This window comes from Psychrobacter sp. K31L, from assembly GCF_017942195.1.
GTDB lineage: Bacteria > Pseudomonadota > Gammaproteobacteria > Pseudomonadales > Moraxellaceae > Psychrobacter > Psychrobacter glaciei.
In genome coordinates, this window is record NZ_JAGKSC010000001.1 from 146,703 (window position 1) to 170,630 (window position 23,928).

At 43.5% G+C, this 23,928-nt stretch carries 21 protein-coding genes and 1 pseudogene; 8 read left to right on the forward strand and 14 right to left on the reverse strand.

Annotated features, from left to right (window positions below; translation table 11 throughout):
- The first annotated feature begins 59 nt into the window (after positions 1 to 59).
- A complete protein-coding gene (locus tag J5X94_RS00580; RefSeq protein WP_010200434.1) occupies positions 60 to 524 on the forward strand; it encodes a DMT family transporter in 465 nt (154 codons plus the stop codon).
- Here the strand turns inward: J5X94_RS00580 and prpF are convergent.
- The 10 genes and pseudogenes from prpF to J5X94_RS00630 all read right to left on the reverse strand — a co-directional run bounded on the left by prpF (position 521) and on the right by J5X94_RS00630 (position 12,942).
- Positions 521 to 1,789, reverse strand: a complete 1,269-nt coding sequence (gene prpF, locus J5X94_RS00585; protein WP_210539288.1) for a 2-methylaconitate cis-trans isomerase PrpF — start codon at positions 1,787 to 1,789, stop codon at positions 521 to 523. The genes J5X94_RS00580 and prpF overlap by 4 nt on opposite strands.
- Before the next feature lie 80 nt (positions 1,790 to 1,869).
- Complete coding sequence (locus J5X94_RS00590) at positions 1,870 to 2,130, reverse strand: Txe/YoeB family addiction module toxin (RefSeq protein ID WP_210539289.1); 261 nt, start codon at positions 2,128 to 2,130, stop codon at positions 1,870 to 1,872.
- A 113-nt stretch (positions 2,131 to 2,243) separates the two neighbouring features.
- Positions 2,244 to 2,492, reverse strand: a pseudogene (locus tag J5X94_RS00595) (type II toxin-antitoxin system Phd/YefM family antitoxin); the annotation flags it as partial.
- A gap of 90 nt (positions 2,493 to 2,582) precedes the next feature.
- On the reverse strand, positions 2,583 to 3,971 hold the full coding sequence (locus tag J5X94_RS00600; RefSeq protein WP_228293094.1) for an NAD(P)/FAD-dependent oxidoreductase: 1,389 nt from the start codon (positions 3,969 to 3,971) through the stop codon (positions 2,583 to 2,585).
- Between the two features lie 256 nt (positions 3,972 to 4,227).
- Positions 4,228 to 6,861 carry a Fe/S-dependent 2-methylisocitrate dehydratase AcnD gene (gene acnD, locus J5X94_RS00605; RefSeq protein WP_210540006.1) on the reverse strand — a complete coding sequence of 878 codons (2,634 nt, stop codon included), beginning with the start codon at positions 6,859 to 6,861 and terminating at the stop codon, positions 4,228 to 4,230.
- A gap of 277 nt (positions 6,862 to 7,138) precedes the next feature.
- Positions 7,139 to 8,278, reverse strand: coding sequence for a 2-methylcitrate synthase (prpC, locus tag J5X94_RS00610; protein WP_210539296.1), 1,140 nt, complete (start codon positions 8,276 to 8,278; stop codon positions 7,139 to 7,141).
- 91 nt (positions 8,279 to 8,369) lie between these two features.
- Positions 8,370 to 9,020 carry a DUF2059 domain-containing protein gene (locus J5X94_RS00615; RefSeq protein ID WP_210539298.1) on the reverse strand — a complete coding sequence of 217 codons (651 nt, stop codon included), beginning with the start codon at positions 9,018 to 9,020 and terminating at the stop codon, positions 8,370 to 8,372.
- 101 nt (positions 9,021 to 9,121) lie between these two features.
- A complete protein-coding gene (prpB, locus tag J5X94_RS00620) occupies positions 9,122 to 10,015 on the reverse strand; it encodes a methylisocitrate lyase (RefSeq protein WP_210539301.1) in 894 nt (297 codons plus the stop codon).
- 358 nt (positions 10,016 to 10,373) lie between these two features.
- Entirely contained in the window at positions 10,374 to 11,645 is a 1,272-nt protein-coding gene (locus J5X94_RS00625; protein ID WP_210539302.1) for an NRAMP family divalent metal transporter, read from the reverse strand.
- A 286-nt stretch (positions 11,646 to 11,931) separates the two neighbouring features.
- Complete coding sequence (locus tag J5X94_RS00630; RefSeq protein ID WP_210539304.1) at positions 11,932 to 12,942, reverse strand: LysR family transcriptional regulator; 1,011 nt, start codon at positions 12,940 to 12,942, stop codon at positions 11,932 to 11,934.
- A gap of 242 nt (positions 12,943 to 13,184) precedes the next feature.
- Here J5X94_RS00630 and J5X94_RS00635 point away from each other — a divergent pair, with 242 nt between their 5' ends.
- Together J5X94_RS00635 and J5X94_RS00640 are read left to right on the forward strand one after the other, a co-directional pair.
- Complete coding sequence (locus J5X94_RS00635) at positions 13,185 to 14,234, forward strand: hypothetical protein (RefSeq protein WP_210539305.1); 1,050 nt, start codon at positions 13,185 to 13,187, stop codon at positions 14,232 to 14,234.
- Positions 14,235 to 14,472: 238 nt separating this feature from the next.
- Complete coding sequence (locus tag J5X94_RS00640; RefSeq protein WP_210539307.1) at positions 14,473 to 15,153, forward strand: hypothetical protein; 681 nt, start codon at positions 14,473 to 14,475, stop codon at positions 15,151 to 15,153.
- A gap of 183 nt (positions 15,154 to 15,336) precedes the next feature.
- On the opposite strand, the gene J5X94_RS00645 is transcribed toward J5X94_RS00640, so the two are convergent.
- Positions 15,337 to 16,464 (reverse strand): zinc-binding dehydrogenase, encoded by a 1,128-nt coding sequence (locus tag J5X94_RS00645; RefSeq protein WP_210539309.1) that lies wholly within the window; start codon positions 16,462 to 16,464, stop codon positions 15,337 to 15,339.
- Positions 16,465 to 16,582: 118 nt separating this feature from the next.
- Positions 16,583 to 17,260 (reverse strand): glutathione S-transferase family protein, encoded by a 678-nt coding sequence (locus J5X94_RS00650; RefSeq protein ID WP_210539311.1) that lies wholly within the window; start codon positions 17,258 to 17,260, stop codon positions 16,583 to 16,585.
- A gap of 162 nt (positions 17,261 to 17,422) precedes the next feature.
- Here J5X94_RS00650 and J5X94_RS00655 point away from each other — a divergent pair, with 162 nt between their 5' ends.
- From J5X94_RS00655 to J5X94_RS00675, 5 genes are all read left to right on the forward strand, one after another.
- Positions 17,423 to 18,346 carry a LysR family transcriptional regulator gene (locus J5X94_RS00655; RefSeq protein WP_210539313.1) on the forward strand — a complete coding sequence of 308 codons (924 nt, stop codon included), beginning with the start codon at positions 17,423 to 17,425 and terminating at the stop codon, positions 18,344 to 18,346.
- 10 nt (positions 18,347 to 18,356) lie between these two features.
- Entirely contained in the window at positions 18,357 to 19,085 is a 729-nt protein-coding gene (locus tag J5X94_RS00660) for an SDR family oxidoreductase (protein WP_210539315.1), read from the forward strand.
- Positions 19,086 to 19,235 (forward strand): hypothetical protein, encoded by a 150-nt coding sequence (locus J5X94_RS00665; protein WP_210539317.1) that lies wholly within the window; start codon positions 19,086 to 19,088, stop codon positions 19,233 to 19,235. It abuts the gene before it with no gap.
- 92 nt (positions 19,236 to 19,327) lie between these two features.
- Positions 19,328 to 19,810, forward strand: coding sequence for a hypothetical protein (locus J5X94_RS00670; protein WP_210539318.1), 483 nt, complete (start codon positions 19,328 to 19,330; stop codon positions 19,808 to 19,810).
- Positions 19,811 to 19,863: 53 nt separating this feature from the next.
- On the forward strand, positions 19,864 to 20,445 hold the full coding sequence (locus J5X94_RS00675; RefSeq protein WP_210539320.1) for a hypothetical protein: 582 nt from the start codon (positions 19,864 to 19,866) through the stop codon (positions 20,443 to 20,445).
- A gap of 203 nt (positions 20,446 to 20,648) precedes the next feature.
- On the opposite strand, the gene cueR is transcribed toward J5X94_RS00675, so the two are convergent.
- Positions 20,649 to 21,041 carry a Cu(I)-responsive transcriptional regulator gene (gene cueR, locus J5X94_RS00680; RefSeq protein WP_210539322.1) on the reverse strand — a complete coding sequence of 131 codons (393 nt, stop codon included), beginning with the start codon at positions 21,039 to 21,041 and terminating at the stop codon, positions 20,649 to 20,651.
- Between the two features lie 127 nt (positions 21,042 to 21,168).
- Positions 21,169 to 23,631: a heavy metal translocating P-type ATPase gene (locus tag J5X94_RS00685; protein ID WP_210539323.1), complete on the reverse strand. Its 2,463-nt coding sequence runs from the start codon at positions 23,629 to 23,631 to the stop codon at positions 21,169 to 21,171.
- Positions 23,632 to 23,928 lie beyond the last annotated feature (297 nt).

The following is a 23,928-nucleotide window of genomic DNA, read 5'->3' on the forward strand; positions in this document are numbered from 1 at the left end:
TTGAAATAAAGTTTAGTATTATATAGAGAGATTTTTTATTTCATTTTGGTGGATACCGTTTGAAAATCCTTCCTTACGTCTTAATCAGCCTTTTAGGTGGTGCTATTGTTCCGCTGCAACTGGCCATCGTCAATGCTTTTCGAGAAAGTACACAAGCCTCTCAAATACAATCTACCTTTTATTTATACTTAGGAGGTGCATTAGCTTCTTTAGTACTGTCGTATATAATGAGTGGAGGTATCAAGCCGCCAATGATCGAAAACGCGACGTGGTGGATGTGGTTGCCAGGATTTTTGGGCAGTTTTTATATCTTATTCATGTTTATTGCCGCGCCAAAGATAGGCGCAGGTAATACACTGCTTTGGGTGTTTCTTGGGCAAATGTATTTTGCCCTGATACTAAGCCAAACTGGATTGTTTGGCTTAGAGGTTAAAGCGATAGATATCTATAAAATCGCTGGCTTAGCATTAGTTACTATAGGTGGGATGTTAATGATATATGGTGAGACGAGAGTTAACGTTTAAAAAGCATCCGCTGGCACAAAAACTTCACCAACCATGATACGCCTTGCTGAGCGACTCATCGATACCTTTTTGGCTTGCCAGCGTCCATCCACTAGTTCGGTTTTTCCGCCGACGAGCAATGTACCTGAAGGATGACCAAAACGCACTTCATTAAGCTGCTTTTCAGATTGACCTTCACCAGCTGCCGCTTGATTGACGAGCGTGCCTTGTGTGGTTGCGGCGGCGGCGATAGCAACTGCTGCTGTACCCATCATGGCATGATGCAATTGCCCCATACTCATGGCACGTACGACTAAATCAATATCGCTTGCATCGACCGATTTACCACTAGAGGCCGTATAACTTTGTGCTGCGCCCACCCAAGCGATTTTAGGAATGTGTTGGCTGGTCTGCGCCTCGCTCACATCTTTAAACAATCCCATTGCCACGCCGCCTGTGGCACGGATTTTCTCCAGCTTGGCAAGTAGCTCACTGTCACTGTTGATATCACCTTGCAATTCAGTACCGATAAAGCCCAAATCTTCCGCTTTCATAAAGATGGTTGGGATACCTGCGCTAATAAAGGTGGCTTTGACGCTATCAGCATCTAGACCGCAGCCAGTTACATCGAAGTCATCGACCAAGTTTCCAGTAGGGAACATATCGCTGGTGGCATCTACAGGGTCGATAAACTCAATTTTGACTTCAGCAGCTGGGAAGGTCACACCGTCTAATTCAAAGTCACTGGTTTCTTGCACTTGTACCTTGCCTTGCTCATCTTGATACACAGGCACATGAGCGATAATCGTTTTACCGATATTCTCTTGCCAAATACGCACTTCACAAATACCGCTTTCAGCACCTTTATCGATGCTGTTATTGATTTTGTCAGCATCAACTAGACCCATATTAATAGCACAAGCACCAACCGCTGCGGTTAAGTTGCCACAGTTTCCCGCCCAATCAATCATTGGCTTGGCGATATTGACTTGTCCAAACAGATAGTTCACGTCGTGATCTGATTTGTCAGAGGCCGATAAAATGACCGTTTTTGACGTGCTGGAGCTGCCATTACCCAAACCATCGATTTGCTTGCCATAAGGGTCAGGACTACCGATGACACGTAGCAAAAACTTATCACGTGACTCGCCAGCGACTTGGCAGCGCTCAGGTAAGTCAGATAATTTAAAGAAAGTGCCTTTTGAAGTACCGCCGCGCATGTAGGTAGCCGGAACTGAGATTTGTGGGGCGAATTTTGGTTTTGATTTAGAATTGGTTTGGGTCACTGTATTAAGTCCTTTTTATATGGTTATAAGATTGGGTATAGTTTAATCGACAAACAAATCTTGACGACTAAGAACGCTCATTAATAATGATAGCGACAAGAGATAATCGTCAGGTAATTATCATCGACGGCATAGACCAAACGATTGGAATCATCAATGCGTCTTGACCAAAATCCAGATAGATTCTCTTTTAGGGGCTCAGGCTTGCCAATGCCATCAAACGGACTACGCTTGCATTCGGTGATGAGCTTATTGACGCGTTTGAGTGTTTTTTTATCTTGCGTTTGCCAGTACAGGTAGTCTTTCCACGCAGCATCTGTCCATGCTAGTTGCTCACTCATTATCAGACCTTTTATTGTTATTAAAGCCTTTGAGTTCAAGCATTCTCAATGTTGCTATCCGTATGCTCACTATCATCGCTGCTACCATCACCTTTACCACTGCCTTCTGCCGCATCAATTAGCTCACGCGTAACAGTTTTGCCAGCTTTATATTGGGCAATAGACTCCGCTAAGTGCGCCGCATTGGCAGGAGATTTTAATAGATAGACGGTTTCCATCAGGCTATTGTAATAATCAAGTGACATAACCACTGCATCATCAGCGTCACGGCGGGTCACGATAGTGGCGTTGGCATCATCATTTACCGTGTCTAGGACGGACTTTAAGTGCTTTCTAGCTTCTGAAAAACTAACGACTCTCATGGTTTACTCCTTTCATGACATACTCTATAACTTGTACAATATATCGTACATATTACGCTATTAAGTACAACCATTCAATATCATTATGACTTATGGCTCTTTTGCCGCTGTACTATCTTTGGTTAGGGTGAACTTGTCTTCGTGAGGCTGAATACCCATCCGAAACGACTGATTGCCAGTCAAAAAAGCAGTCATCCAATTCCAAGTTGTTGCCAAACGATTTTTGGCAGTGCTGAGCGACAAGATATGAATAACCACCCATGCAAGCCACGCTATGATGCCTTTTAAGTGCATGCCTTTTATATCGGCGACTGCTGTTAAGCGTCCAATCATCGCCATATCACCACTATGTTTATATTGAAATGGTTCAACTGTTTTGTCACTTAAGTATTTGCCAAGGTACGTACCCTGACTACTCGCAACCTGTCCCAATTGAGGATGACCATTCGGATAGTTGTCATCATGAGTCGCCAGTGCAATATCACCAAGCGCATAGATATCTTTGTGGTGTTGTAAGGCCAGATGACTATTGACAACTAGTCGATTTCCTCGACCATAATCGTCTGGATTAAGACCGTTTATAGGCTCGCAAGTGACACCCGCCGTCCAAATCAGATTGTGTGTGTGAAGGGTTTTACCACTTTTTAGTGTGACTATATGACCATCGTAACGCGCTACAGGATCACTAAAAACAAGGTCAACTTTGAATTTTTCCATCTGTAATTGAGTATAACGTTGTGCCTCAGCACTCATCGGTGCGAGCAAAACGGGATCAGCCGTGACCAGCGTGATACCACCGACATTTTCTAGTAGCTCAGGATATTCTTTATGTAGCGTATATAAGCGAATCTCGGACATTACACCTGCCAGCTCAACACCACTAGGGCCACCACCTGCAATCACAATAGAGAGATAAGGCTCACGCTCTGCTACTGGCAAAGAGGCAGCGTAATTAAATTGCGCCAGCATATGATTGCGAATACTCAAGGCATCCTTGATCGTCTTCATAGGCAATGCATGAGCTTCAATATCCTTATTACCAAAATAATTGGTCTCAGCACCAGTGGCGATAATCAGGCGATCGTAAGACACATTGCCTGTATCAAGGGTCACGACTTTATCTTCGGTGTTGATACGAAGGAGATTGCCTTGACGGTAGCGCACATTGTCATAATTTTCGATGAATCGTCGTAGCGGATAACTAATGTCTGATGACGCTAAAAATCCAGCAGAGACTTGATATATCAGCGGTGGGAAAAAATGATAGTCATTACGGTCAACTAAGGTGATACGATCAGCGCTATATTTGGCCAATTTCTCAAGACAGCGAATACCGGCAAATCCTGCGCCAATCAATACGATATGGCGGCGATTATCTGTTTTTGCAGGTAGCTTTGGAGGTAATGATGCTTGATGACTGCTCAATGGCGGGTTGCTTTTATTCAGCTTGATTTCATTGTCTACGATAGGAGTGCTCATTATATTTCCTTTTTGTCTTTACAGTAATTTGTGAAATAACAAAAACTGATAAGAGGTCAATAAAACAATGCAATTATCAGGATAATACGTTGTGAACCAAACCAGTATATTATAAATCAATGGGGTTTGAAACCTATAGCAAGAGAACAAAGGCTGAATTTTGTTCATTAATTTAGCGAAAATTAAAAAAAGAGCCACTCTTAAAGTAGCTCTTTTTGTCTCTACGTTTTAAAAAACTTGAAGCAAAGGCAAGGATTTACACAATATCTAGCGTACCCTCGATAAACTCTTTAGCAAAACGTTGTAGCATACCGCCTGCATTGTACATTTTTACTTCGTCAGCAGTATCTAAACGGCAGATAATTGGCGTCTCAGTGGTACTACCATCAGCACGATAGATTACCAACGTCATTAACCCGCCAGCAGAGACTTCGCCCGTGACATCAAAGGTTTCCGTGCCATCGATATTTAATGTATGGCGAGTCGTGCCTTCTTCGAACTGTAGAGGCAGCGCGCCCATACCCACTAAGTTTTGACGATGAATACGTTCAAAGTCTTCGGCAACGACGGCTTCTACGCCAGCGAGACGCACACCTTTGGCAGCCCAGTCACGGCTTGAGCCTTGACCATAGCCATCACCTGCGATGATGATAAGCGGCTGCTCACGGTTCATATAGGTCTCAATCGCTTCCCACATCCGCATGACTTGACCTTCTGGCTCGACGCGCGCCAGTGAGCCTTGGATGACTTCACCGCTGTCGTCGAGTACCATCTCGTTCAATAGTTTAGGATTGGCAAAAGTGGCACGTTGCGCGGTTAAATGGTCGCCGCGATGGGTCGCGTATGAGTTATAGTCTTCAGCAGGCAAGCCCATAGTATCGAGATACTCGCCAGCTGCCGACGCACCAAGAATAGCATTCGACGGTGACATATGGTCAGTGGTGATATTGTCGCCCAATACTGCTAATGGACGCATACCTTTTAATTTGTTCATCGCTGCCATTTTGCCTTCCCAATACGGCGGACGGCGGATATAAGTGGTCATCTCGCGCCAGTTGTATAATGGGCTTAAAGCCTTGCCAGTGTCTTTTTTGGCCTCATCAAACATCGGGATATAGACGGCATTGAACTGTTCAGGCTTCACGGCTTCTGCCACGATAGCATCCACTTCGTCATCGTCGAACCAGATGTCTTTTAGGTAAACCTCATTGCCATCTTGGTCTTGGCCTAATGAGTCTTTTTCAATATCAAAGCGAATATTACCCGCGATAGCATAAGCGATAACAAGCGGCGGTGATGCTAAGAAAGCTTGCTTGGCATACGGATGGATACGACCATCAAAGTTACGATTGCCTGATAAAACTGCGGTGGTGAATAGATCATTATCGATGATTTCTTTTTCGATATCAGGATCAAGCGCGCCACTCATACCATTACAGGTGGTACAAGCAAAGCCAACCACATCAAAGCCTATTTGCTGCATCTCAGACATGAGACCAGCTTCTTCTAAGTACATCTTGACGGTTTTAGAGCCGGGCGCTAACGATGATTTTACCCAAGGCTTACGTAATAAGCCTTTTGCATTGGCATTACGGGCGACGAGGCCTGCGGCAACCATGTTGCGAGGGTTAGAAGTGTTGGTACAGCTGGTAATGGCAGCAATGATAACCGCACCATCTGGCATCAGACCGTCTTTTGGTTCTGGTAGTTTTTCGTCAGCGCCATGAGCAATGCCTTTGGCCACTAAATCCGTGGTCGATACCCGTGCATGTGGACGCGAAGGGCCAGCCAGATTACGTACGACGGCTGACAAGTCAAACTCAAGCACGCGCGCGTATTCGGCGTTTTCCATGCCATCAGCCCATAGGCCGGTTTGCTTGGCATACTGCTCGACTAATTTGATTTGCGCTTCACTACGACCCGTTAGACGCAGATAATCGATGGTTTGCTCATCGATATAGAACATCGCTGCGGTTGCGCCATATTCAGGGGTCATATTAGAGATGGAGGCGCGATCACCAACGGTTAGCTGGCGTGCGCCATCACCGAAAAATTCAATATAAGTAGAGACCACGCCTTCGTTGCGTAGGAACTCAGCCATGGCGAGGACTAAATCAGTGCCAGTAACGCCTTTTTGCAGTTTGCCAGTTAATTTTACGCCAACAAAATCAGGCAGGCGCATATATGATGGATTCCCCAGCATGACGCTCTCGGCTTCTAAGCCGCCAACACCGATTGAGATAACACCTAAGGCATCAACCATAGGCGTATGGCTATCCGTACCAACGAGCGTATCAGCAAAGGCCACTTCACGACCGTCTTTGCCTTTTACGACTTGTACCACTGGCGACATTTTTTCAAGGTTAATTTGATGCATGATGCCGTTACCAGGCGGTACGACGTTGACGTTATCAAAGGCATATTCACACCAGTTGATAAAGTGAAAACGGTCATCGTTACGGCGCTCTTCAATGGCACGGTTTTTCTCAAACGCGTCTTCTTCAAAGCCTGCATGCTCAACGGCTAATGAGTGATCGACAATTAATTGAGTGGGTACGATAGGGTTTACTTTAGACGGATCGCCACCTTGTTCAGCGATGGCATCACGTAAGCCTGCCAAGTCAACAAAAGCGGTCTGACCCAATATATCATGACAGACGACGCGAGCCGGATACCAAGGAAAATCAAGGTCTTGCTTACCCTGAATATGCTGGGTCAATGCGGCGGTTAAGTCTTCAGGTGGGCAACGACGAACCAAGTTTTCACACAGTACTTTGGATGAGTACGGTAGTTTGTCATATGCGCCCACTTCGATATTTTCAACGGCTTCACGGGTATCAAAGTAATAAAGGTCAGTATCGGGTAGTGGCTTTTTGAATTGCTCATTCATGGGTTGTACTAGGGCGTTGTCCATAAGTCACCTTTGGCGGTTGGCTGGTTAATTTAGATTGAAATTTTTTTAGCAAAATCATTGCTATGCCGTTGTTATCGCTAATGTTGTCATTAGTAGTGCTGGCAGGCTTTGCTAAAAAAACGGTATAAATTTGCAAGGAAAATAAAGGTAAGAATGAGAAAATGTAGGGTGCGACCTGTGTACCTGAAAGTCGTTATTAATACGATGGAACACACCCTACCAAGCTAAAACTTACTCAACATTAAGTGCTAAATTAACGCGCACTCATATCTGGTACAGGGCGCAACTCTTCACCAGTATATTCGGCACTTGGGCGAATAATACGGTTATTCGCACGCTGCTCAAATACATGAGATGCCCAGCCCGTCAAGCGTGAACAAACAAAGATAGGTGTGAACAGTTTGGTTGGAATACCCATGAAATGATAGGCAGACGCATGGAAAAAGTCAGCATTACAGAACAATTTCTTCTCGCGCCACATCACTTCCTCACAGCGTACTGATACGGGGTATAGCACTTCATCACCAACGTCAGCGGCCAGTTTTTCCGCCCAACCTTTAATCACGACATTGCGTGGATCTGACTCGCTATAGATGGCATGACCAAAGCCCATGATTTTGTCTTTACGAGCCAGCATTCCCATCATTTCTTCTTCGGCTTCATCAGGTGAGCTAAAGCCTTCAATCATATCCATCGCGGCTTCGTTGGCACCGCCATGTAAAGGACCACGTAAGGTGCCAATTGCACCAGTGATACAAGAATGGATATCAGATAGGGTAGAGGCACAAACGCGCGCAGTAAAGGTTGAAGCGTTGAACTCATGCTCAGCGTATAAAATAAGCGAAACGTTCATTACTTTGGTGTGTAGCTCGTTTGGTTTCTCACCTTTAAGTAGATGTAGGAAATGTCCACCGATGGTTTCATCATCCGTCTCGGTTTCGATACGTACGTTGTCATGCGTGAAGCGATACCAATAGTTAATGATAGATGGGAAAACAGCAAGCATACGATCAGCTTGGTCGTTTTCTTCGTCGAAACTCATTTCAGTCTCAAGGTTACCGAGCATAGAGCAGCCAGTACGCAAGACATCCATCGGATGGGCGTCAGCTGGGATACGCTCAAGCACGTCTTTTAGCGGCTGTGATAGACCACGTAGACCTTTTAACTTGGTTTGATACGCATCAAGCTCACTCTGCGTAGGTAGGTTACCATAAAGCAATAGATAGGCGACTTCTTCAAAGATGCATTTGTCTGCCAACTCTGACACATCGTAACCGCGATACGTCAAGCCTGAGCCTGATTTGCCAACGGTAGATAAAGCGGTCTTGCCAGCGACTTGACCGCGTAGTCCTGCGCCTGACAATACTTTTGTTGATGGGTTCTGTGCTGCCATGATTAAATTCCTTTTGTGGGTAGCTTTTTTGAATTGAAAAGGGAGTATTTCTTACCGTTAATTTATGACTTACTATATCGCTGACTGACAGCTACGTAGGCTGTTCAGGCTGTAGACCATCTAAATCGACATTGCAACGCTCAAACTCAGCTTCAATAGGCACGTTCAATACTTCCATCGCGCTGCCTGCGCCTTCTGCATTGTTAATTTTCATGTACTTGACGCCAAGCGGTGATTCCATAAAGGTTTGGATTTCAGTCATTTCTTCTGGGGTAGGGTCAGCCATTGGCGTTGCAACTTCTTCACCGTTCATGACGCGCAATTGCTCGTTGCCAAACGCAATCAACTTTTCCCCTACATCTGAGGTATAAAACTTATCCAGCTCTTTTAACTCAGCATCGGTGAACTGACTTTTATAGAAGCTATCGACTTCGACTTTGCCCAAGTCTTTGTCACGCGATTCAAGGCAGCTTACTTGCTCTGCACTGAGCGCACCGCTAGTGATAATCGGGGCGAACAACAGACTGTTGACGGTATCTAACGTAATTGTCGTCATCACAAGATCGTCTTGACTGGCTGGCTGTGCAGCAGACGTATCGGCAACAGCAACGTCACTTGCATTACTGGTCGTGTCATCAGCGGTTTCTGGTGTTTTATCACAGCCTGTTGTGAATAACAAAGCGGCAAGCGTACTGCTAAGTAATGAAGCTTTTACAACAGAATTAGAATTAAAAAATGACATAAATAACCTAAAATTAAATAAAGACGAATTTCATAGAGATAAAAACACTCAAAGGTGATTTATCTCTACGGCGTTGCCATGTGCTAATTACTAACTACTAACTACTTATTATCAGCGAACAAGTTATCTAGCGTTCGCTCAAATTCATGATAATTCAAGAAATCATACAGCTCCATGCGGGTTTGCATGGTATCCACAATTTTGTCTTGGGTGCCATCATTCAATAGATGCTGATAAACGTTTAATGCCGCTTTATTCATCGCGCGAAAAGCTGATAGCGGATACAGCACCATATCAACACCAACGGCATATAATTGCTCCGTGGTGTATAAATCTGTCTGACCAAACTCCGTCATGTTCGCTAGTACTGGGATATCAAGTACATCAGTAAATTTACGATACATCTCGATATCGGTTAAGGCTTCTGCAAAGATCATGTCAGCGCCCGCTTCTTGAAAGGCAACGGCGCGCTCAACGGCTGCATCAAGCCCTTCAACAGATAAGGCATCAGTACGAGCCATGATGACAAAGTCTTTATCCGTTCTGGCATCAAGAGCGGCTTTTAAGCGGTCAACCATTTCTGAGATGCTAACGATTTCTTTATTTGGGCGATGACCGCAGCGCTTTTGAGCGACTTGATCTTCGATATGTACCGCTGCCACGCCTGCTTTTTCCATTTTTCTGATGGTTTGGGCGATATTGAATGCGCCACCAAAGCCAGTATCAATATCGACAAGCAGCGGCGTATCAACCGCATCCGTAATACGGCGGGCATCTTCTAGGACATTATCAAGGCTAGTCATACCCAAATCAGGTAAGCCGAATGAGGCATTGGCCACGCCAGCCCCAGAGAGATATAAAGCCTGATGACCGACCTGCGTCGCCATCATCGCTGTATAGGCGTTAATCGCGCCAGCGATTTGTAATGGTTGATTGTTATCATTTTTTTGTTTCATTGCACTGCGGAAGCGCGCGCCAGCGGATGGTGAGGTCATGTCGTAGTCCTTACGTGGAGGGATAGTGTTATCGTTGTTGTTGATTATACCCAATTAATCACCCCTGCAAAGGCTATACATTGAATTATTGTTTATTTATTTTAATAAGTTAATGTAGTTTTTTTAAAAATATTCATAAATCGAATAGCATTATGTATTTTATAACGATCTGTTCGGTTAACTATTCATTTTTCTCAAGCAATCAAAATTCTTATCATTAATTTTTTACATTTAGTTACAATTATTGGAAGCATTATCGCTTTGTCTACTTATCAGTAGCCATTAAAAAAGCCCTAACAACTCAGCTATTAGGGCTTTTATGACATACGACTAGACGCGTTAGGTTGTCAGTGTTTATTTAACCAAACAGACCCGCCAAATTAGCTAGGAATAGTAGCGCAAAGCCGCCTAAGAAAATTAAGCCTGCAACTGATAGCGCATTCATGCCTGCCGATAGCTTTTGATGACTACGAACCAACGAGTAGTTTAACCAGCCAAAGATAGGCGCGGAGACAAAAGCGGATATCATGGCAAATTTGAGCATAGAGCCTAACTGTCCAGTAAAGAAAGTAATAATAACCAAGCCACCACCGATGGCATAGGTCGTCCAAAAAGCAATTTGTTTTTTGGTGATTTCACTTTCGCCTTTAATCAAACGCCAGCACTCTGCATTGGCGCGACCATAGCCATCCGCACAGGTAATCGTGGTGCCAAACATACACATAAAGGCGACGAAGGCGACCAGTAATCTCGACCATTCACCAATGGTGGCGGTATACATGTTAATCAGCTGATTGATATATGCACCGCCGACCAGCTCAATCTCTTGACCCGACCCATATTGCACAAAAACACCAAGCGATAAAAAGAACAACGCCAAAATAGCAGAAATTGAATAACCAACATTAAAGTCCAGTAACCCTTGACGCTTGGTTGTATGATCGGCTTTGACTTTAGCAGACGTCCACATAGAGGTAATGGCGGCAAATTCGAGCGGCGCTGGCATCCAGCCCATTAGCGCGACGATGAAACCCAAGGTCGCCAAATTCCAAGGAGAGGCAGCAACAAAGTCAACGGTCATCACTGTCGGCTTGCCAGCAGCAATAATCACGGCAGCGACGGTCGCCGTCGTCAGCGCAATCATAATCCACTTGGTCAGGCCATCGAGCAACTTATAATGTCCTGCTATCAAAAAGAACCAAGAAACGGAAACGATGATTAACGACAACGCCATCGTCGATAACCCGAGGGAGGCGGGGAGCATAAAGCCCAATATCACTGCGGCGATCAAAGAGACTGCGCCAGTACTGATGACGGCTGATAAAATGGATAAGATAAAGTAAATCCACAGATAGGCTTTTGAGCGTTTGGCATAGCCAGCGATTAAACTCTCGCCCGTGTCATAGACATAATCTGTCGCGAAACGAAAGAACGGATACTTGAAGACATTGGCCAAAATAATCATGATTGCCAGCTGCCAGCCATAGATAGCACCCGCCTGCGTTGATGAAATTAAATGCGAGCCGCCAATGGCAGCCGTTGCCATTAGAATGCCAGGACCAAAGATGCGCCAACTAAAGCCTTCCTGGGCAGTAGCGCTATCAGGGTTGTTCATACGTTGTGTGGTCATAAATACCTCGAAATGGTTAAAACGGCAAATTATCACTTTCCTGTGTCAGCTTGCCAATGATCATTAGAGAATCGGTCTATCACTTGCTTAAATATAAAACGATTCATCTTGTATCGACTTTAGCACACCAATGCTACTCAGGAGAACGATTATTCTAGTCATTATTACTATTTGTTTGCATTGCCATTCTTTTTATTTAGCATAATCAACCCATAATATCAAGCATTAGGATTGATTATTTTTTGGCGGTTCTTTATAACACAATATTCATTCGATAGCTGATAATTTAAGGCTCTGACACAAATTTTTGCTGCCGGTATGTGATGCCGCGCTGCTCATACACATGATAAATGGCGACGAGCAAATCAGGTATTTTTGGATGCACAAAATCTTTGAGGGTGTGCAGAAAAATAGGCGAGGTGACGTTTTCATGAACCAAACGTTGATAGCTGATTTGTTCCGTGCGTACCGTTTGTAGGCTGGCAGGCACTAAGGTAATACCTTCGCCCGCAGCCACCAAACCAAGTGCGACTTGCAAATCGCTCACTGTGGTGGTCATAAATGGCGAGATGCCATATTGTGCAAACAGATGTAGCAAAGGTTCGGTGATGGGCTCATTCAGCGGTGACTGCTCACTATTGGCGTTTACCGCGCTACTTCCCGTATCAGCTGTTAATGTGCTTGCTGTCGTCGTCAAGACTGGCAGATGCGTTTGATGATATAGAATCAAGCGGTTGTTTGCCAAATCAATCAAACGCTGCTCACGCACATGAGCCAACGGATGGGCTTTAGGAAGCGCCACCACATAACGCTCATGACGCAATAGTATCTGTTGAATCCATGCATCCTGATGAGCGAAACGACCAAAACCAATGTCAATTTCACCACTCTTTAGGGCATCCATTTGTTGATAAGAGCTAATGTCCTTTAAATTGACCTCGATATCAGGATTGGATTGCTTGAGCGTTGCAATTATTTCAGGCAGTAGTCCATATAACACTGACGGCACAAAACCGATGTTTAAGACGCTACTTGGCGCTGATAAGCGTTGCGTCATACTGGTAACGGTATCGATCTCTGTCAGTATGGTACTGATTTTATCGTAAAAAAACGCACCCGCCTCAGTCAGATGCAGTGGTCTATGGTAGCGATCAATGAGTACCACGCCCATATCGGTCTCAAGCTGTTTGAGCAGGCGACTCAGACTTGGCTGTGACAATCCAGTTTTAGTCGCTGCTGCGCTAAAGCTACGCAAATCTGCAACAGCAATAAACGCATTGAGCTGTTTTAAATCCATATTATTGCGCCTGTTCTGGTATAGGGTGTCTCTATAGAGATCGGTTTTTCATACGTATTCGCCTTACTGTTTGAGAGGCGACGTATAAATATTAGTGATATCGAATAAATTATGCTTGAAGATAGTGAGGTGAGCAACTATATTGAGGGTTGGTAACATTGTTACACTTGCGCAAGAAAAATTACAATTTCATTTTAGCAGTCATTTAACGCCAGTAGAATAAACTGGCTTGGTGTTATTCTATGAACGATGAAAAAAAAGACATCGGTACTGATTTTGACGAGGAGTTGACCAAACTTGTTAATAAAAAATCGCGTAAGCTTGTCAAAAATAATATCTATGAACGCTTTATCAGTCGTGTTGACGGTACAGAAGATGACAATCAAAATGAAGGCAAGTCTGACCAATTAACGCCATGGGAGAATATACGACAATCTCCTAATTATGAGTCTTTAAGCTCAGAAGAATTGCAGTTTTTTGCCACCTCAGAGGATAATGAGGGGATAGACATAGATGTATCAGATACGACAACTACAGATGTCAGCTTTGACTTTATTAATGAAGAGAAAATCTTTGGCAACGATGAATCACTAGCAGATACGCCTCAATCATCAAATAAAGACTATCCAGATAGCTATGATTTGGATGAAAATTCAGACCTTGAACTAGACAGCAGTCATGTTGAGCATACCAGTGACGATACTGATACTGATACTGATACTGATACTGATACTGATACTGATACTGATACTTTTCACCCAGCTCATAATGATGAGCAAGTGGTTGAAAGCAAAGTTGCTGAAAATACAGTCGTTGAAAACATGGCAGAACCTGTTAACAACGAAGCAGTAAAACCGCAGGGTAAGCTGGCCAGTAATAAAAAGCCTCTCATCATTGGCATTGCTATCGGGACATTATTGGCCGCTATTATTGTGTTAACCATTAATGCCAGTGGCATCTTATCTCCTTCGACAGAAGGTACAGTGTCTGATGCCTCTAAAGAGGTGGCGAGCGATATTGACACCAATGTCAGTAGCGCTACTCAACCTAAGATTCAGGCTAAGGCAGCTAAGGCGACAACCCTCTCGAATAATCCACCAGTGACTGAAGCTGAATCATCAGCAGTCATCAATCCCAATCAAACTGATGCGCCATCAAGTGTCGCAGCAGATGAAGAGACAGAACAGATAGTAGAAGCAACTACCGATGGCTTGGACAATGAAGCCGCGATTTCTTATGAAGATTTTAGGCAAGAGTCACAAAGTACGTTGTACCGTGAGACCAGTGATTGATGCTATCAACCAAATAACGCATTGATATTGATCAATGCTACTATCCAAATAGTCTTAGAGAATTGTCTTAGAAAAACGACAACCCAAAATGATACTTTCGCAAAAAAATGTACCGTTTGTCTGTCAGTCATAGCGCTCATACCAAAATAAGTTGAATAGAATCAATATATTTGTATTATTACGAATATACAACACGATTATGTGCCGTTGCTTACGAAGACTGACTTGGTATTGACTTATGGAAATTGCAGATAGTGAAAGTAGCCTTAATAAGGGCATGGAGTTACCTAAACATGGTGACATTGAGCTGAATATTAACAAGCGCACTCGTGATGTCTACGAACAATATTTGAAAAACACCATAGAAAACGTGGTCCAAGCGCAAGAGCCTATCTCAGAAACCGCAGCAGCAGAAACAGCAGCAGCAGAAACAGCAGATCGGGATACTTATAATTATCTCAATCAAACACCTATAAAAGCTGCATCCGAACAAACACAGCCAGTTCCCAATATCCCAAAAAAATCAGTAAGTGAGTCTCACAGCAATATCAAATTAATGGCTGTGACTGCTATAACCAGCGCCTTAATTATTGCCGCCACCGTCGTAACTCTTGATATGAATGGCATTTTAGTCGCTTTCTCTGAGCGCTCAACTTCGTTTATTGAGCAAACGCCAATAACGAGCACCGATGCGGCTGTTGCTGAAGATGAGCTCGTAGCAAAGGCAGTTTCAATAATCCAACATACCGTTGATGACAGTTTAAACACAGTTAATCATGCGGGTGCTTATAGCAATGCAAGAGATATCAACCAAAACATAATAGTAGAGAATAGGTCTGTCAGCATTGAGCCTGCTATTACTTACGAAGATTTCATGGCAGAGGCGCAAAATCCCTTATACCGTGATAATGAATATTAAGTCCAGTTGTTTACCAAGACTCAGGCTGAACAACAAAACGTACTATCAACCAATATAGTTAATTTTTAGAGAAACTATAAATGAGTTGATGGACATTAGGGTCAGTTGAACATGCAAATAAAAAAAGCAGATATCATAATCGATATCTGCTTTTTTGTTTCTAAATTACTTTTTAAACAACAATTAAGATTGAGGCGTGATTAAGTACTTCTCACCGGTCGCTTGCTTACCGTAAGCGGCGATTGATTGTAGTTTTAATGCCTCTGCTAATGACACTTCATGCGTATAGCTGCTAGCAAATGTCGTGGTGATTTCTTCTGCAACACGTTTGCGCATCGACATGACTGTCTTGGTGCCCAGTTTGCCTAGCGCATTGAACAATAGGAATCCATTAACACCCCAAGCAAAACCAAAGTTACGGTTCAATGTAATAGGGCCGCGGTTTAGGGCGCCATAAATATAAGCTTGTTTAAAAGTGTCAGACCCATAAACGCTGTATTCTTCTACATCACGAGTGATAGCAGTTTCCATACAGTTCAGAATATCGCTGCTTAACTGACCGCCACCAATAGGGTCAAACGAGATAGTGGCACCTGTTTCGATAATCGCTGCCGTTAAATCAGCAATGAAATTATCACTGCTTGAGTTGACCACATATTTTGCGCCCATATCACGCAATAGCGTTTCTTGCTCATCTCTACGTACAATATTGATCAAATCAATGCCATCAGCCATACAAATACGGTTTAACATTTGACCAAGGCTAGAGGCTGCCGCTGCATGAATGATGGCTTTATGCCCTTCAGCACGCATGGTTTCAACCATCGCTAACGCAGTAAGCGGGTTTACAAAAGAAGAGGCGCCTTCTTTAGCCGTGGTGCCTTCTTTTAGTTCTAGGCAGCTCTGTACATTGACACAGTGGTATTGACGATAAGTCCCACCGCCAATCACAGCTACCGTCTTACCCATCAATGCTTGTGCGGCATCTGATGAGCCCGCTGCGACCACAGTCCCTGCGCCTTCATTGCCCACAGGCGTGGCTTTACCCACACGTGTTTTTAGCGATGGCATAAACTGGGCGGGGACATCAGCCGTGATGACTGGGTTTTCGTCGGTGCCTGATTGTACAGCGGTTGCCATATTGGCGGCGCTGAACATAACCCCCAAATCAGATGGGTTCAATGGTGCCGCTTCAATGCGCACAACGACTTCATCGGCACCAGGTTGCGGCATATCAATCTCTTGTAATGCCAATGTTAATTTATTGTCTTCACTGATGGTTGAGGTCAGTTGGATATTTTTATCAGTCATAAAGTTTTCTCCTGCAAATCGTTATAGTTATTGAACCAATGACGGTATTGTATTGGCCCTATTTTTTGGTTATTGAATACAAAGGTTGTTCTGTAGTTAAGTACTTTTTAATATCAAACTAGCCAGCGTTTGCGGCTTTAATTTGAGCTGTCACATGCTGCATAAACTCTGGCATGTTTGCTAGACGACCTTCTTCTACTTGTTTGGCAGTATCAGACTCTCTCATAGCAGCATTCCACTCTTTCATACCTGGGATTTCTGCCAGCACATCCCAGTTAAGTTGGGTAGAGGCAAATGCGCTGACAATAGTATTCACATAATAAACATAGATGTCAGCCATCGTGAACTCGTCACCTGCAATCCAAGGCGAGAATTGACACAAGCGATTCAAGGCAATAATACCGCGGCTCAATACTTGGCGTACTTCATCCTTGACAGATTCAGGGGCATCAGTGCCTGAAAAAACATAAGGAATCAGGCGACGGCTTGGTAGCTCAAAATAAAGCTCTGATATCTTCATAATTTGACGCACAGTCGCGCGTTCTGCCGCATTTTTAGGATATAACGGCTTTTCTGGGTAGGTCTCTTCTAAAAAATCACAAATAACGCTCGATTCTGACAAGTTAAAGCCATCAGGGGTTGTGATGGCAGGTACTTTGCCAACTGGGCTGACTTTCATCAACTCATCACTACTACCGTAGACAAGGTTTTCTTGGAATGATAGTTCTTTGAATAAAAGGGTGTGTTTCACGATATTGTAATAGTTGCTCGCAGCAAAACCATGCAAAGTAATCATAAGTCCATTTTCCATTGTTGATATAAAAGTTGTAATTTTTAAGTTAAACACATTATTACTGGTTTTAATATGGTTATATATAAGGGAAAACGTGAATCACTATTGTTATTAAGACAATAATAGAGCGAAAATACTCAAATATTTATAGAATGGAGAAATAGGTTGGATCAACTACGTGCAATACGGTATTTTAGTAAAGTCGTCGAAATGGGTAGTTTTACCAAAGCGGCAAGTGCCTTTAATGTGCCGCCATCCTCATTGTCGAGACGTGTTTCTGATTTAGAAAAGAGTTTGGGCGCGACATTATTAAAGCGTTCGACTCGCATCGTTAAGCTGACCGAAGTTGGGCAAGTCTATTACAACGACGTGCAGCAGATATTGAACCAATTAGAACAAAGCAAAGAGACGGTTCGCAGCTACCAAACGACGCCAATGGGGCGTTTGCGAATCAGCTCCATGGTGGGTTTTGGTGAAAAAATACTGCTACCCTTATTAGATGAATTTAGTCTGTTATACCCAGAGATTGTATTGGATGTCAGTTTGAGTGATGAGCTGTCAACGCTTGGGCGTGATGATGTCGATATTGCGATTCGCGGTGGCTACGCGCCCAATGAGCGAGTGCTCGCAATCAGGCTGATGGACAATGGCTTTATTCCAGTTGCATCCCCTAGTTATCTGAAAAAATGCGGTATACCTAGCCATGTGATGGAATTAAAAGATCATAATGGCCTTTATTTTAAAGCACCAACAGGGCCAACGCCTTGGCTATGTCATGTGAACGATCAGTGGCATGATGTCTCAGGGCCTGCGGTAGCGATTTCAAACAACGGGCCGTGGCTGGCAAAAAAAGCTTGTGACGGTGACGGTGTTTTAATGTCAACTCGATGGGCGTTAGCGTCATATCTTGAGTCAGGACAATTGATAGAACTAAACTTTGAGCATACATTAACGATTACCCAACATGCTGATATGGCGGTGTATTTGTTGTACCAAAAACAGCGCTACTTAGTACCAAAAGTAAAAGCTGCTGTGGATTTTTTGGTTGAGAAAATAAAAATCGATAATGAACCTATAATAAACGTATAAGGAAATAGATATGTATAAAGCACCGGTAGCCGTGGTCATTGGCGCAGGCGATGCCACTGGCAGCGCTGTTGCAAGACGTTTCGCGAAAGAGGGTTTTACCTTATGCGTGACCAGAAGGAGTGTCGAAAAACTGAGCGCTTTAGTCAGTGATATTGAAGCGGCTGGGGGAGTCGTCAAGCCATTTGGTTGTGATGCGCGTGTCGAGCAAGAGATGGTTGAGCTGTTTGCTCATATTGAAAAAGACATTGGAGCGATTGAAGTGGTGGTATTTAACATAGGTGGGAACGTGCATTTCTCCCTCTTAGATACCACAGAAAGAGTTTATAGAAAAGTGTGGGAAATGGGAGCGTTATCTGGGTTTTTGACAGGTAGAGAGGCGGCGAAAGTCATGATTCCGCGTGAAAAAGGAACCATTATATTCACTGGCGCCACGGCTTCTGTACGAGGTGCTAAAGGTTTTTCTGCTTTTGCTAGCGCTAAATTTGCGTTACGGGCTTTGGCGCAAAGCATGGCTCGGGAGTTGGGACCAACAGGCATACACGTGGCACATACTATTATTGATGGCATTATTGATACGGCCTTTATTCGTGATAATTTCCCTGAGCGCTATGCCCTAAAAGATGAAGACGGTATATTAAATCCGGAGCATATCGCGGAGCAGTATTGGCAATTGCATTGTCAGCCAAAAGATTGCTGGACGCACGAGCTTGATCTACGCCCATGGCTAGAGACATTCTAAATGTATAACGTGCCGTTTCGCTTTAATCCTTTTTTTCAATTGAATACGATGCAGCTGATGCGCGGCGCTACCGCTTATCTCGAACAACCTGATTTTCAGGCGTATCTAACAGCAGTATTCAATGGTATAAAGAGTTCTGTAGCGAATTGACCATCTCCTGCAATTGAGTAATTTTTTGGTTTAATAAGGTGTTAAGCGCGCTATAGAGGCTTTGTTCGAATATACACTCTAAAGGAATAACAATGACAGTATGGCTACTAGCAATTGATCGAGAATATTCTTCTTATGAAGAATTGAAGTATAGGAAAGTTTTGGGGCAAGGTTGGTCGGCTATAGGAGACTTATCCCCTCTATTACCTGTTAAAAATGAGCAAAAATTTAGAGAAATTATTACCAATTTTGTTAGTTATGTTTATAACGACTGGACAGACAATCGAGATCCGAGTCGAATAATTCTGAACCTAACAAAATTTTCTAAAGATGATTATGTTATTTGCTGTGAAGGTGAGTCCGTTAGAGGGATTGCAAAGTTAACAGAGTCTGTTGAGTATCATTACGACAACCCAAAATTGTACGAATACTCTCAAGTTGTTTACCCTGTAACGAGCTGGGTAGATCTAAATGATAATGGCAACATTAAAATTAAGTCAATGGGGCCTGTTGGTATTCAAAAATATGGTGGCGACTTTGAGTATATTGCATCGTTCTTCACTCCACCATTATAACCAACAATTTTAATCCGCTTAACACGGCGTTATTTCTCTAGGAGTTTTCTTTCATGGATTTGCGACCTACATCACAAGAAGAAGTTTTTTTAAGCCTTGCTTACAATAGGTTTTATGATCTTGCCGATGAAATAATTGAAGACTCATTTTGGGAACAAGAAGACTGGTATCGTTTTAGCAAAGTGATTAACCTATTTTCAGTTTATGCAGAGTTACTAGCTTATGAGCCCTTTAAGTATGTTCTTGAGGCAATTAAGAAACAAAGACCTCTAATGGAGTCTGAAATTGGTGGCCCATTGTTTAAATTTATTAGAAATACTTTTGCTCACTTTCCCTTGTTTGAGAGTTGGAATGAGGTTTGGTTAACAAAAGGCTTAGTAAATTGGCAAAAAGAAGGGTTAACCATTGATCGCTTTCTCCAAAAGTACGCTGGTCATACCGAAATAAAGTATAGATTCTGGGAAGCTGAGAAGAAAAATATGACATATATAAGTATCAATTTTCCAGAACAATATGATGATAAAAAAATATATTTAAGCGAGATTCTTTCCGAAAAAGATGGCGTAAAGTTCTCGCTTATAATGATGCGGAATATATTAAACACACAAGTAGAGTCTATTAAAAACGGGATATAACAAGCATTTGAAGCGGAACTGCTAACAGTTTTCTCGGTTCTGCTTCACTACACATTTGAGCCAGATAATACTCACAACTTATGACTGCGTTACCACCAACCACTATTCATACTGAACTGACCGCCCACACTTGAACAGTATGAATATTTACTTCTATTCTAGTTATGCAAAACAGCATAACGCCTTCTAAGTTGGGAAGTGCCCTATTTAGCTTGCCCAAGATCCTCTAAAATAGCGCAGTCTGCATTATCATCGCCTGCGCAATGATCAAAAGAATTCTGTAGCGAATTGACCATCTCCTGCAGTTGTGCAATTTTTTGATTCAGCGTTGTGATGTGCTCTTGTGTCAGTTGCTTAACATCCGCGCTCTGACGATTGGTGTTTTTGCGCAGATACAGTAACTCTTTCATTTGCTTGGATGAGAATCCCAAGTCACGAGAATGTCTCAAAAAGCATAGGTCGTCTATATCGTCTTTAGAATACAAACGATACCCTGAGTTCGAGCGATTTACGGTTTCTAGCAAGCCAATCTGCTCATAGTAACGAATCATTTTGGTAGAGATACCTGATTGCTTTGATGCTTGACCAATATTCATATTTATCATCCTAACTTAAAAAGGGACTTAAATAACAAAAGGGTTTAAATAACCTGTGTATTTAAACCCTATATGGATATCCTTTACGATTCTACATTCACTCTGTAGCGGTTTAGTAGTTCGCTGACTATACTTTAAAGTACTTGAGGCGTAACGCATTACCCAATACGAAAATAGAAGACAGCGCCATTGCCGCTGCTGCAAAAATGGGTGAGAGCAGGATACCAAAGGCGGGGTACAAGACACCTGCGGCAATCGGAATCAAAGCAACATTATAAATAAATGCCCAAGCCAGATTTTGTCTGATATTACTGATGGTGGCTTTACTCAAGGCAATCGCAGTAGGCACACCTTGCAGACTACCTGACATTAGCACCACTTCTGCCGCCTCAATCGCCACATCTGTCCCTGTACCAATGGCCAATCCAACATCGGATTGAGCCAATGCAGGGGCATCATTGATACCGTCACCCACGAATGCCACTCGGCCATATTGTTCTTGCAACTGGCGTACTGCATCCACTTTTCCTTCGGGTAATACTTCTGCCACTACCTGATCGATATTTAATTTTGTGGCAATCGCTTGGGCGGTATGGCGATTATCACCTGTAATCATGGCCACTTTTAAGCCTAGCTGATGTAGTGCGGCAATGGCGGCATGAGTCGTCTCTTTAATAGGATCTGCAACGGCGATGATAGCGGCCAACTGCTGGTCAATCGATACATAGAGTGGGGTTTTACCTTCTTGCCCCAAACGTAGCGCATCTTGTTCAAAAGGCGCAACATCAAGCCCCAATTGTTGCATATAACGATCCGCGCCAATATGAATCACTTGGCCTGCCACGTTTGCTTGAATGCCCAAACCTGTCATCGCTTCAAAGTCAGTAATAGGTAGCAGTTGAATATGCTGCTGTTCTGCAGCTTGTACAATGGCTAAGGCAATGGGATGCTCAGACTTTGCTTCAACCGATGCCACCACACGTAGGACCTGTTCTTTCTCAAACCCTTGTTGGACTTGGAAATCCGTTAACGTAGGTTTGCCTTCAGTCAATGTACCTGTTTTATCAACGGCAACCACGCTCACATCCTGAAGCATTTGTAGCGCTTCACCTTTACGGAATAGCACACCCAATTCTGCACCACGTCCCGTACCAACCATAATAGAGGTGGGAGTGGCCAATCCCATTGCACAAGGGCAAGCCACAATGAGCACGGCAACCGCATTGATTAAACCGAAAGTTAAGGCAGGGTCAGGACCAAAAATCAACCAAACTATAAAGGTTAATGCTGATAAAAACATCACCGCTGGTACAAACCACATGGTGACTTTATCCACCAATGCTTGAATCGGTAATTTAGAGCCTTGGGCTTGTTCTACCATACGAATGATTTGTGCCAAAACAGAATCTTCACCGATGGCCGTTGCTAGAATATTTACGGTGCCGTTTTGATTGATAGTACCGCCGACCACTTGATCGCCTGCTTGTTTTTTCACAGGGACAGGTTCACCAGTAATCATAGATTCATCAATATAACTGTGACCGTCAACCACCTCACCATCGATAGGCACACGCTCGCCTGGACGAATCTCAACTATCATTTGTGCGGTGACGTTTTCTACAGGGACTTCAATGATTTTACTATCTTGATGTACACGAGCAGTCTTTGCCTGCATGCCTACTAAATGCTGAATGGCCCCAGAAGTACGTCCTTTAGCCTTTGCTTCAAAATAACGACCTAATAATATCAAGCTCACAATCATAGCAGCGGCTTCGTAATAGACGTGCACCGTGCCTTCAGGTAACGCTTGCGGGATAAAGGTCGCTATGAGAGAAAAGCCATATGCTGCGATAGTACCAATCGCCACTAGCGAATTCATATCTGGCGCAAAACGCAATAAGGCTGGCACGCCTTTTTGATAAAAGCGTCGGCCTGGAAAGAGTAGTACCAATGTGGTCAAAACAAACTGTATCAGCCAACTTTGCTGAGTGCCGAGGTTATTCACCACCCACATATGAAAGGCGGGAATCATATGAGAGCCCATTGCTAGAATGAATACCGGCAGTGACAACAGCGCAGAAAGCCCTAAATCTCGTTTAAGCTGCTTTTGCTCCGAGGCTTTTTTATCTTGTCGATCGCTTTGATCTTGTTCTACCAGTTTGGCCTCGTAGCCCGCTTTTTTGACGGCCTCAATCAATTCACTCGTTTGTATTTGCGCATCGCCTTTAATCCAAGCGCGTTCAGTCGCAAGGTTTACTGTGGCTTGTTGCACGCCAGCGACTTTGGCCAAGGATTTTTCTACTCGTCCAACGCAAGAGGCACAGCTCATGCCTTCTATGGATAGCTCGATGGGTTTGGTTTCCGTCACCTTATAACCTGCACGCTCTACCGCTTTATTTAACTGGGCAACATCTACAGGCTGAGAGGAATAAACAGTCGCCTGTTCAGTGGCAAGATTTACCTCGGCGTTTTCAACATGTTCAATATTTTTTAATTGTTTTTCGATACGCCCGACACAAGAGGCACAACTCATGCCTTCAATGCTCAGCACTTCATGATAAGTAGGGACTTTAGTATTTTTTGTTTTCATAACAACCTCTGTCGTTTTTAATTCTATTTTTAATCTATAGTGACAGCATATAGGTTGACATCATGGTAAGGTCAAGCGTATTTCTACAATACTTTCAAAAAAGCATACTTGAGCCTTATTGCGGTGACGAGGTGAAAGTGCGGAAGGTTAAAATGAGAGGAGTTGTAGATCACGAAGGAGGGTATTGCCAATAAATTATCTCATAGAAACAAGGGCGGCACCCTAGTGAGGACTTGAATGTTTGGCTGTAGTCTAATGATATCGGTATATTGAGTTATTTAGGTAGTCGCGGTGTAC

What these genes read in the sequence shown, in the direction of transcription:
- J5X94_RS00590 (WP_210539289.1), bottom strand. Translation starts at nt 2,130, where the DNA reads ATGAGTGAGCAACTAGCATGGACAGATGCTGCGTGGAAAGACTACCTG.
- J5X94_RS00600 (WP_228293094.1), bottom strand. Translation starts at nt 3,971, where the DNA reads ATGAGCACTCCTATCGTAGACAATGAAATCAAGCTGAATAAAAGCAAC.
- acnD (WP_210540006.1), bottom strand. Translation starts at nt 6,861, where the DNA reads ATGAATGAGCAATTCAAAAAGCCACTACCCGATACTGACCTTTATTAC.
- prpC (WP_210539296.1), bottom strand. Translation starts at nt 8,278, where the DNA reads ATGGCAGCACAGAACCCATCAACAAAAGTATTGTCAGGCGCAGGACTA.
- J5X94_RS00615 (WP_210539298.1), bottom strand. Translation starts at nt 9,020, where the DNA reads ATGTCATTTTTTAATTCTAATTCTGTTGTAAAAGCTTCATTACTTAGC.
- prpB (WP_210539301.1), bottom strand. Translation starts at nt 10,015, where the DNA reads ATGACCTCACCATCCGCTGGCGCGCGCTTCCGCAGTGCAATGAAACAA.
- J5X94_RS00625 (WP_210539302.1), bottom strand. Translation starts at nt 11,645, where the DNA reads ATGACCACACAACGTATGAACAACCCTGATAGCGCTACTGCCCAGGAA.
- J5X94_RS00630 (WP_210539304.1), bottom strand. Translation starts at nt 12,942, where the DNA reads ATGGATTTAAAACAGCTCAATGCGTTTATTGCTGTTGCAGATTTGCGT.
- J5X94_RS00635 (WP_210539305.1), top strand. Translation starts at nt 13,185, where the DNA reads ATGAACGATGAAAAAAAAGACATCGGTACTGATTTTGACGAGGAGTTG.
- J5X94_RS00640 (WP_210539307.1), top strand. Translation starts at nt 14,473, where the DNA reads ATGGAAATTGCAGATAGTGAAAGTAGCCTTAATAAGGGCATGGAGTTA.
- J5X94_RS00645 (WP_210539309.1), bottom strand. Translation starts at nt 16,464, where the DNA reads ATGACTGATAAAAATATCCAACTGACCTCAACCATCAGTGAAGACAAT.
- J5X94_RS00650 (WP_210539311.1), bottom strand. Translation starts at nt 17,260, where the DNA reads ATGATTACTTTGCATGGTTTTGCTGCGAGCAACTATTACAATATCGTG.
- J5X94_RS00660 (WP_210539315.1), top strand. Translation starts at nt 18,357, where the DNA reads ATGTATAAAGCACCGGTAGCCGTGGTCATTGGCGCAGGCGATGCCACT.
- J5X94_RS00665 (WP_210539317.1), top strand. Translation starts at nt 19,086, where the DNA reads ATGTATAACGTGCCGTTTCGCTTTAATCCTTTTTTTCAATTGAATACG.
- J5X94_RS00670 (WP_210539318.1), top strand. Translation starts at nt 19,328, where the DNA reads ATGACAGTATGGCTACTAGCAATTGATCGAGAATATTCTTCTTATGAA.
- J5X94_RS00675 (WP_210539320.1), top strand. Translation starts at nt 19,864, where the DNA reads ATGGATTTGCGACCTACATCACAAGAAGAAGTTTTTTTAAGCCTTGCT.
- cueR (WP_210539322.1), bottom strand. Translation starts at nt 21,041, where the DNA reads ATGAATATTGGTCAAGCATCAAAGCAATCAGGTATCTCTACCAAAATG.
- J5X94_RS00685 (WP_210539323.1), bottom strand. Translation starts at nt 23,631, where the DNA reads ATGAAAACAAAAAATACTAAAGTCCCTACTTATCATGAAGTGCTGAGC.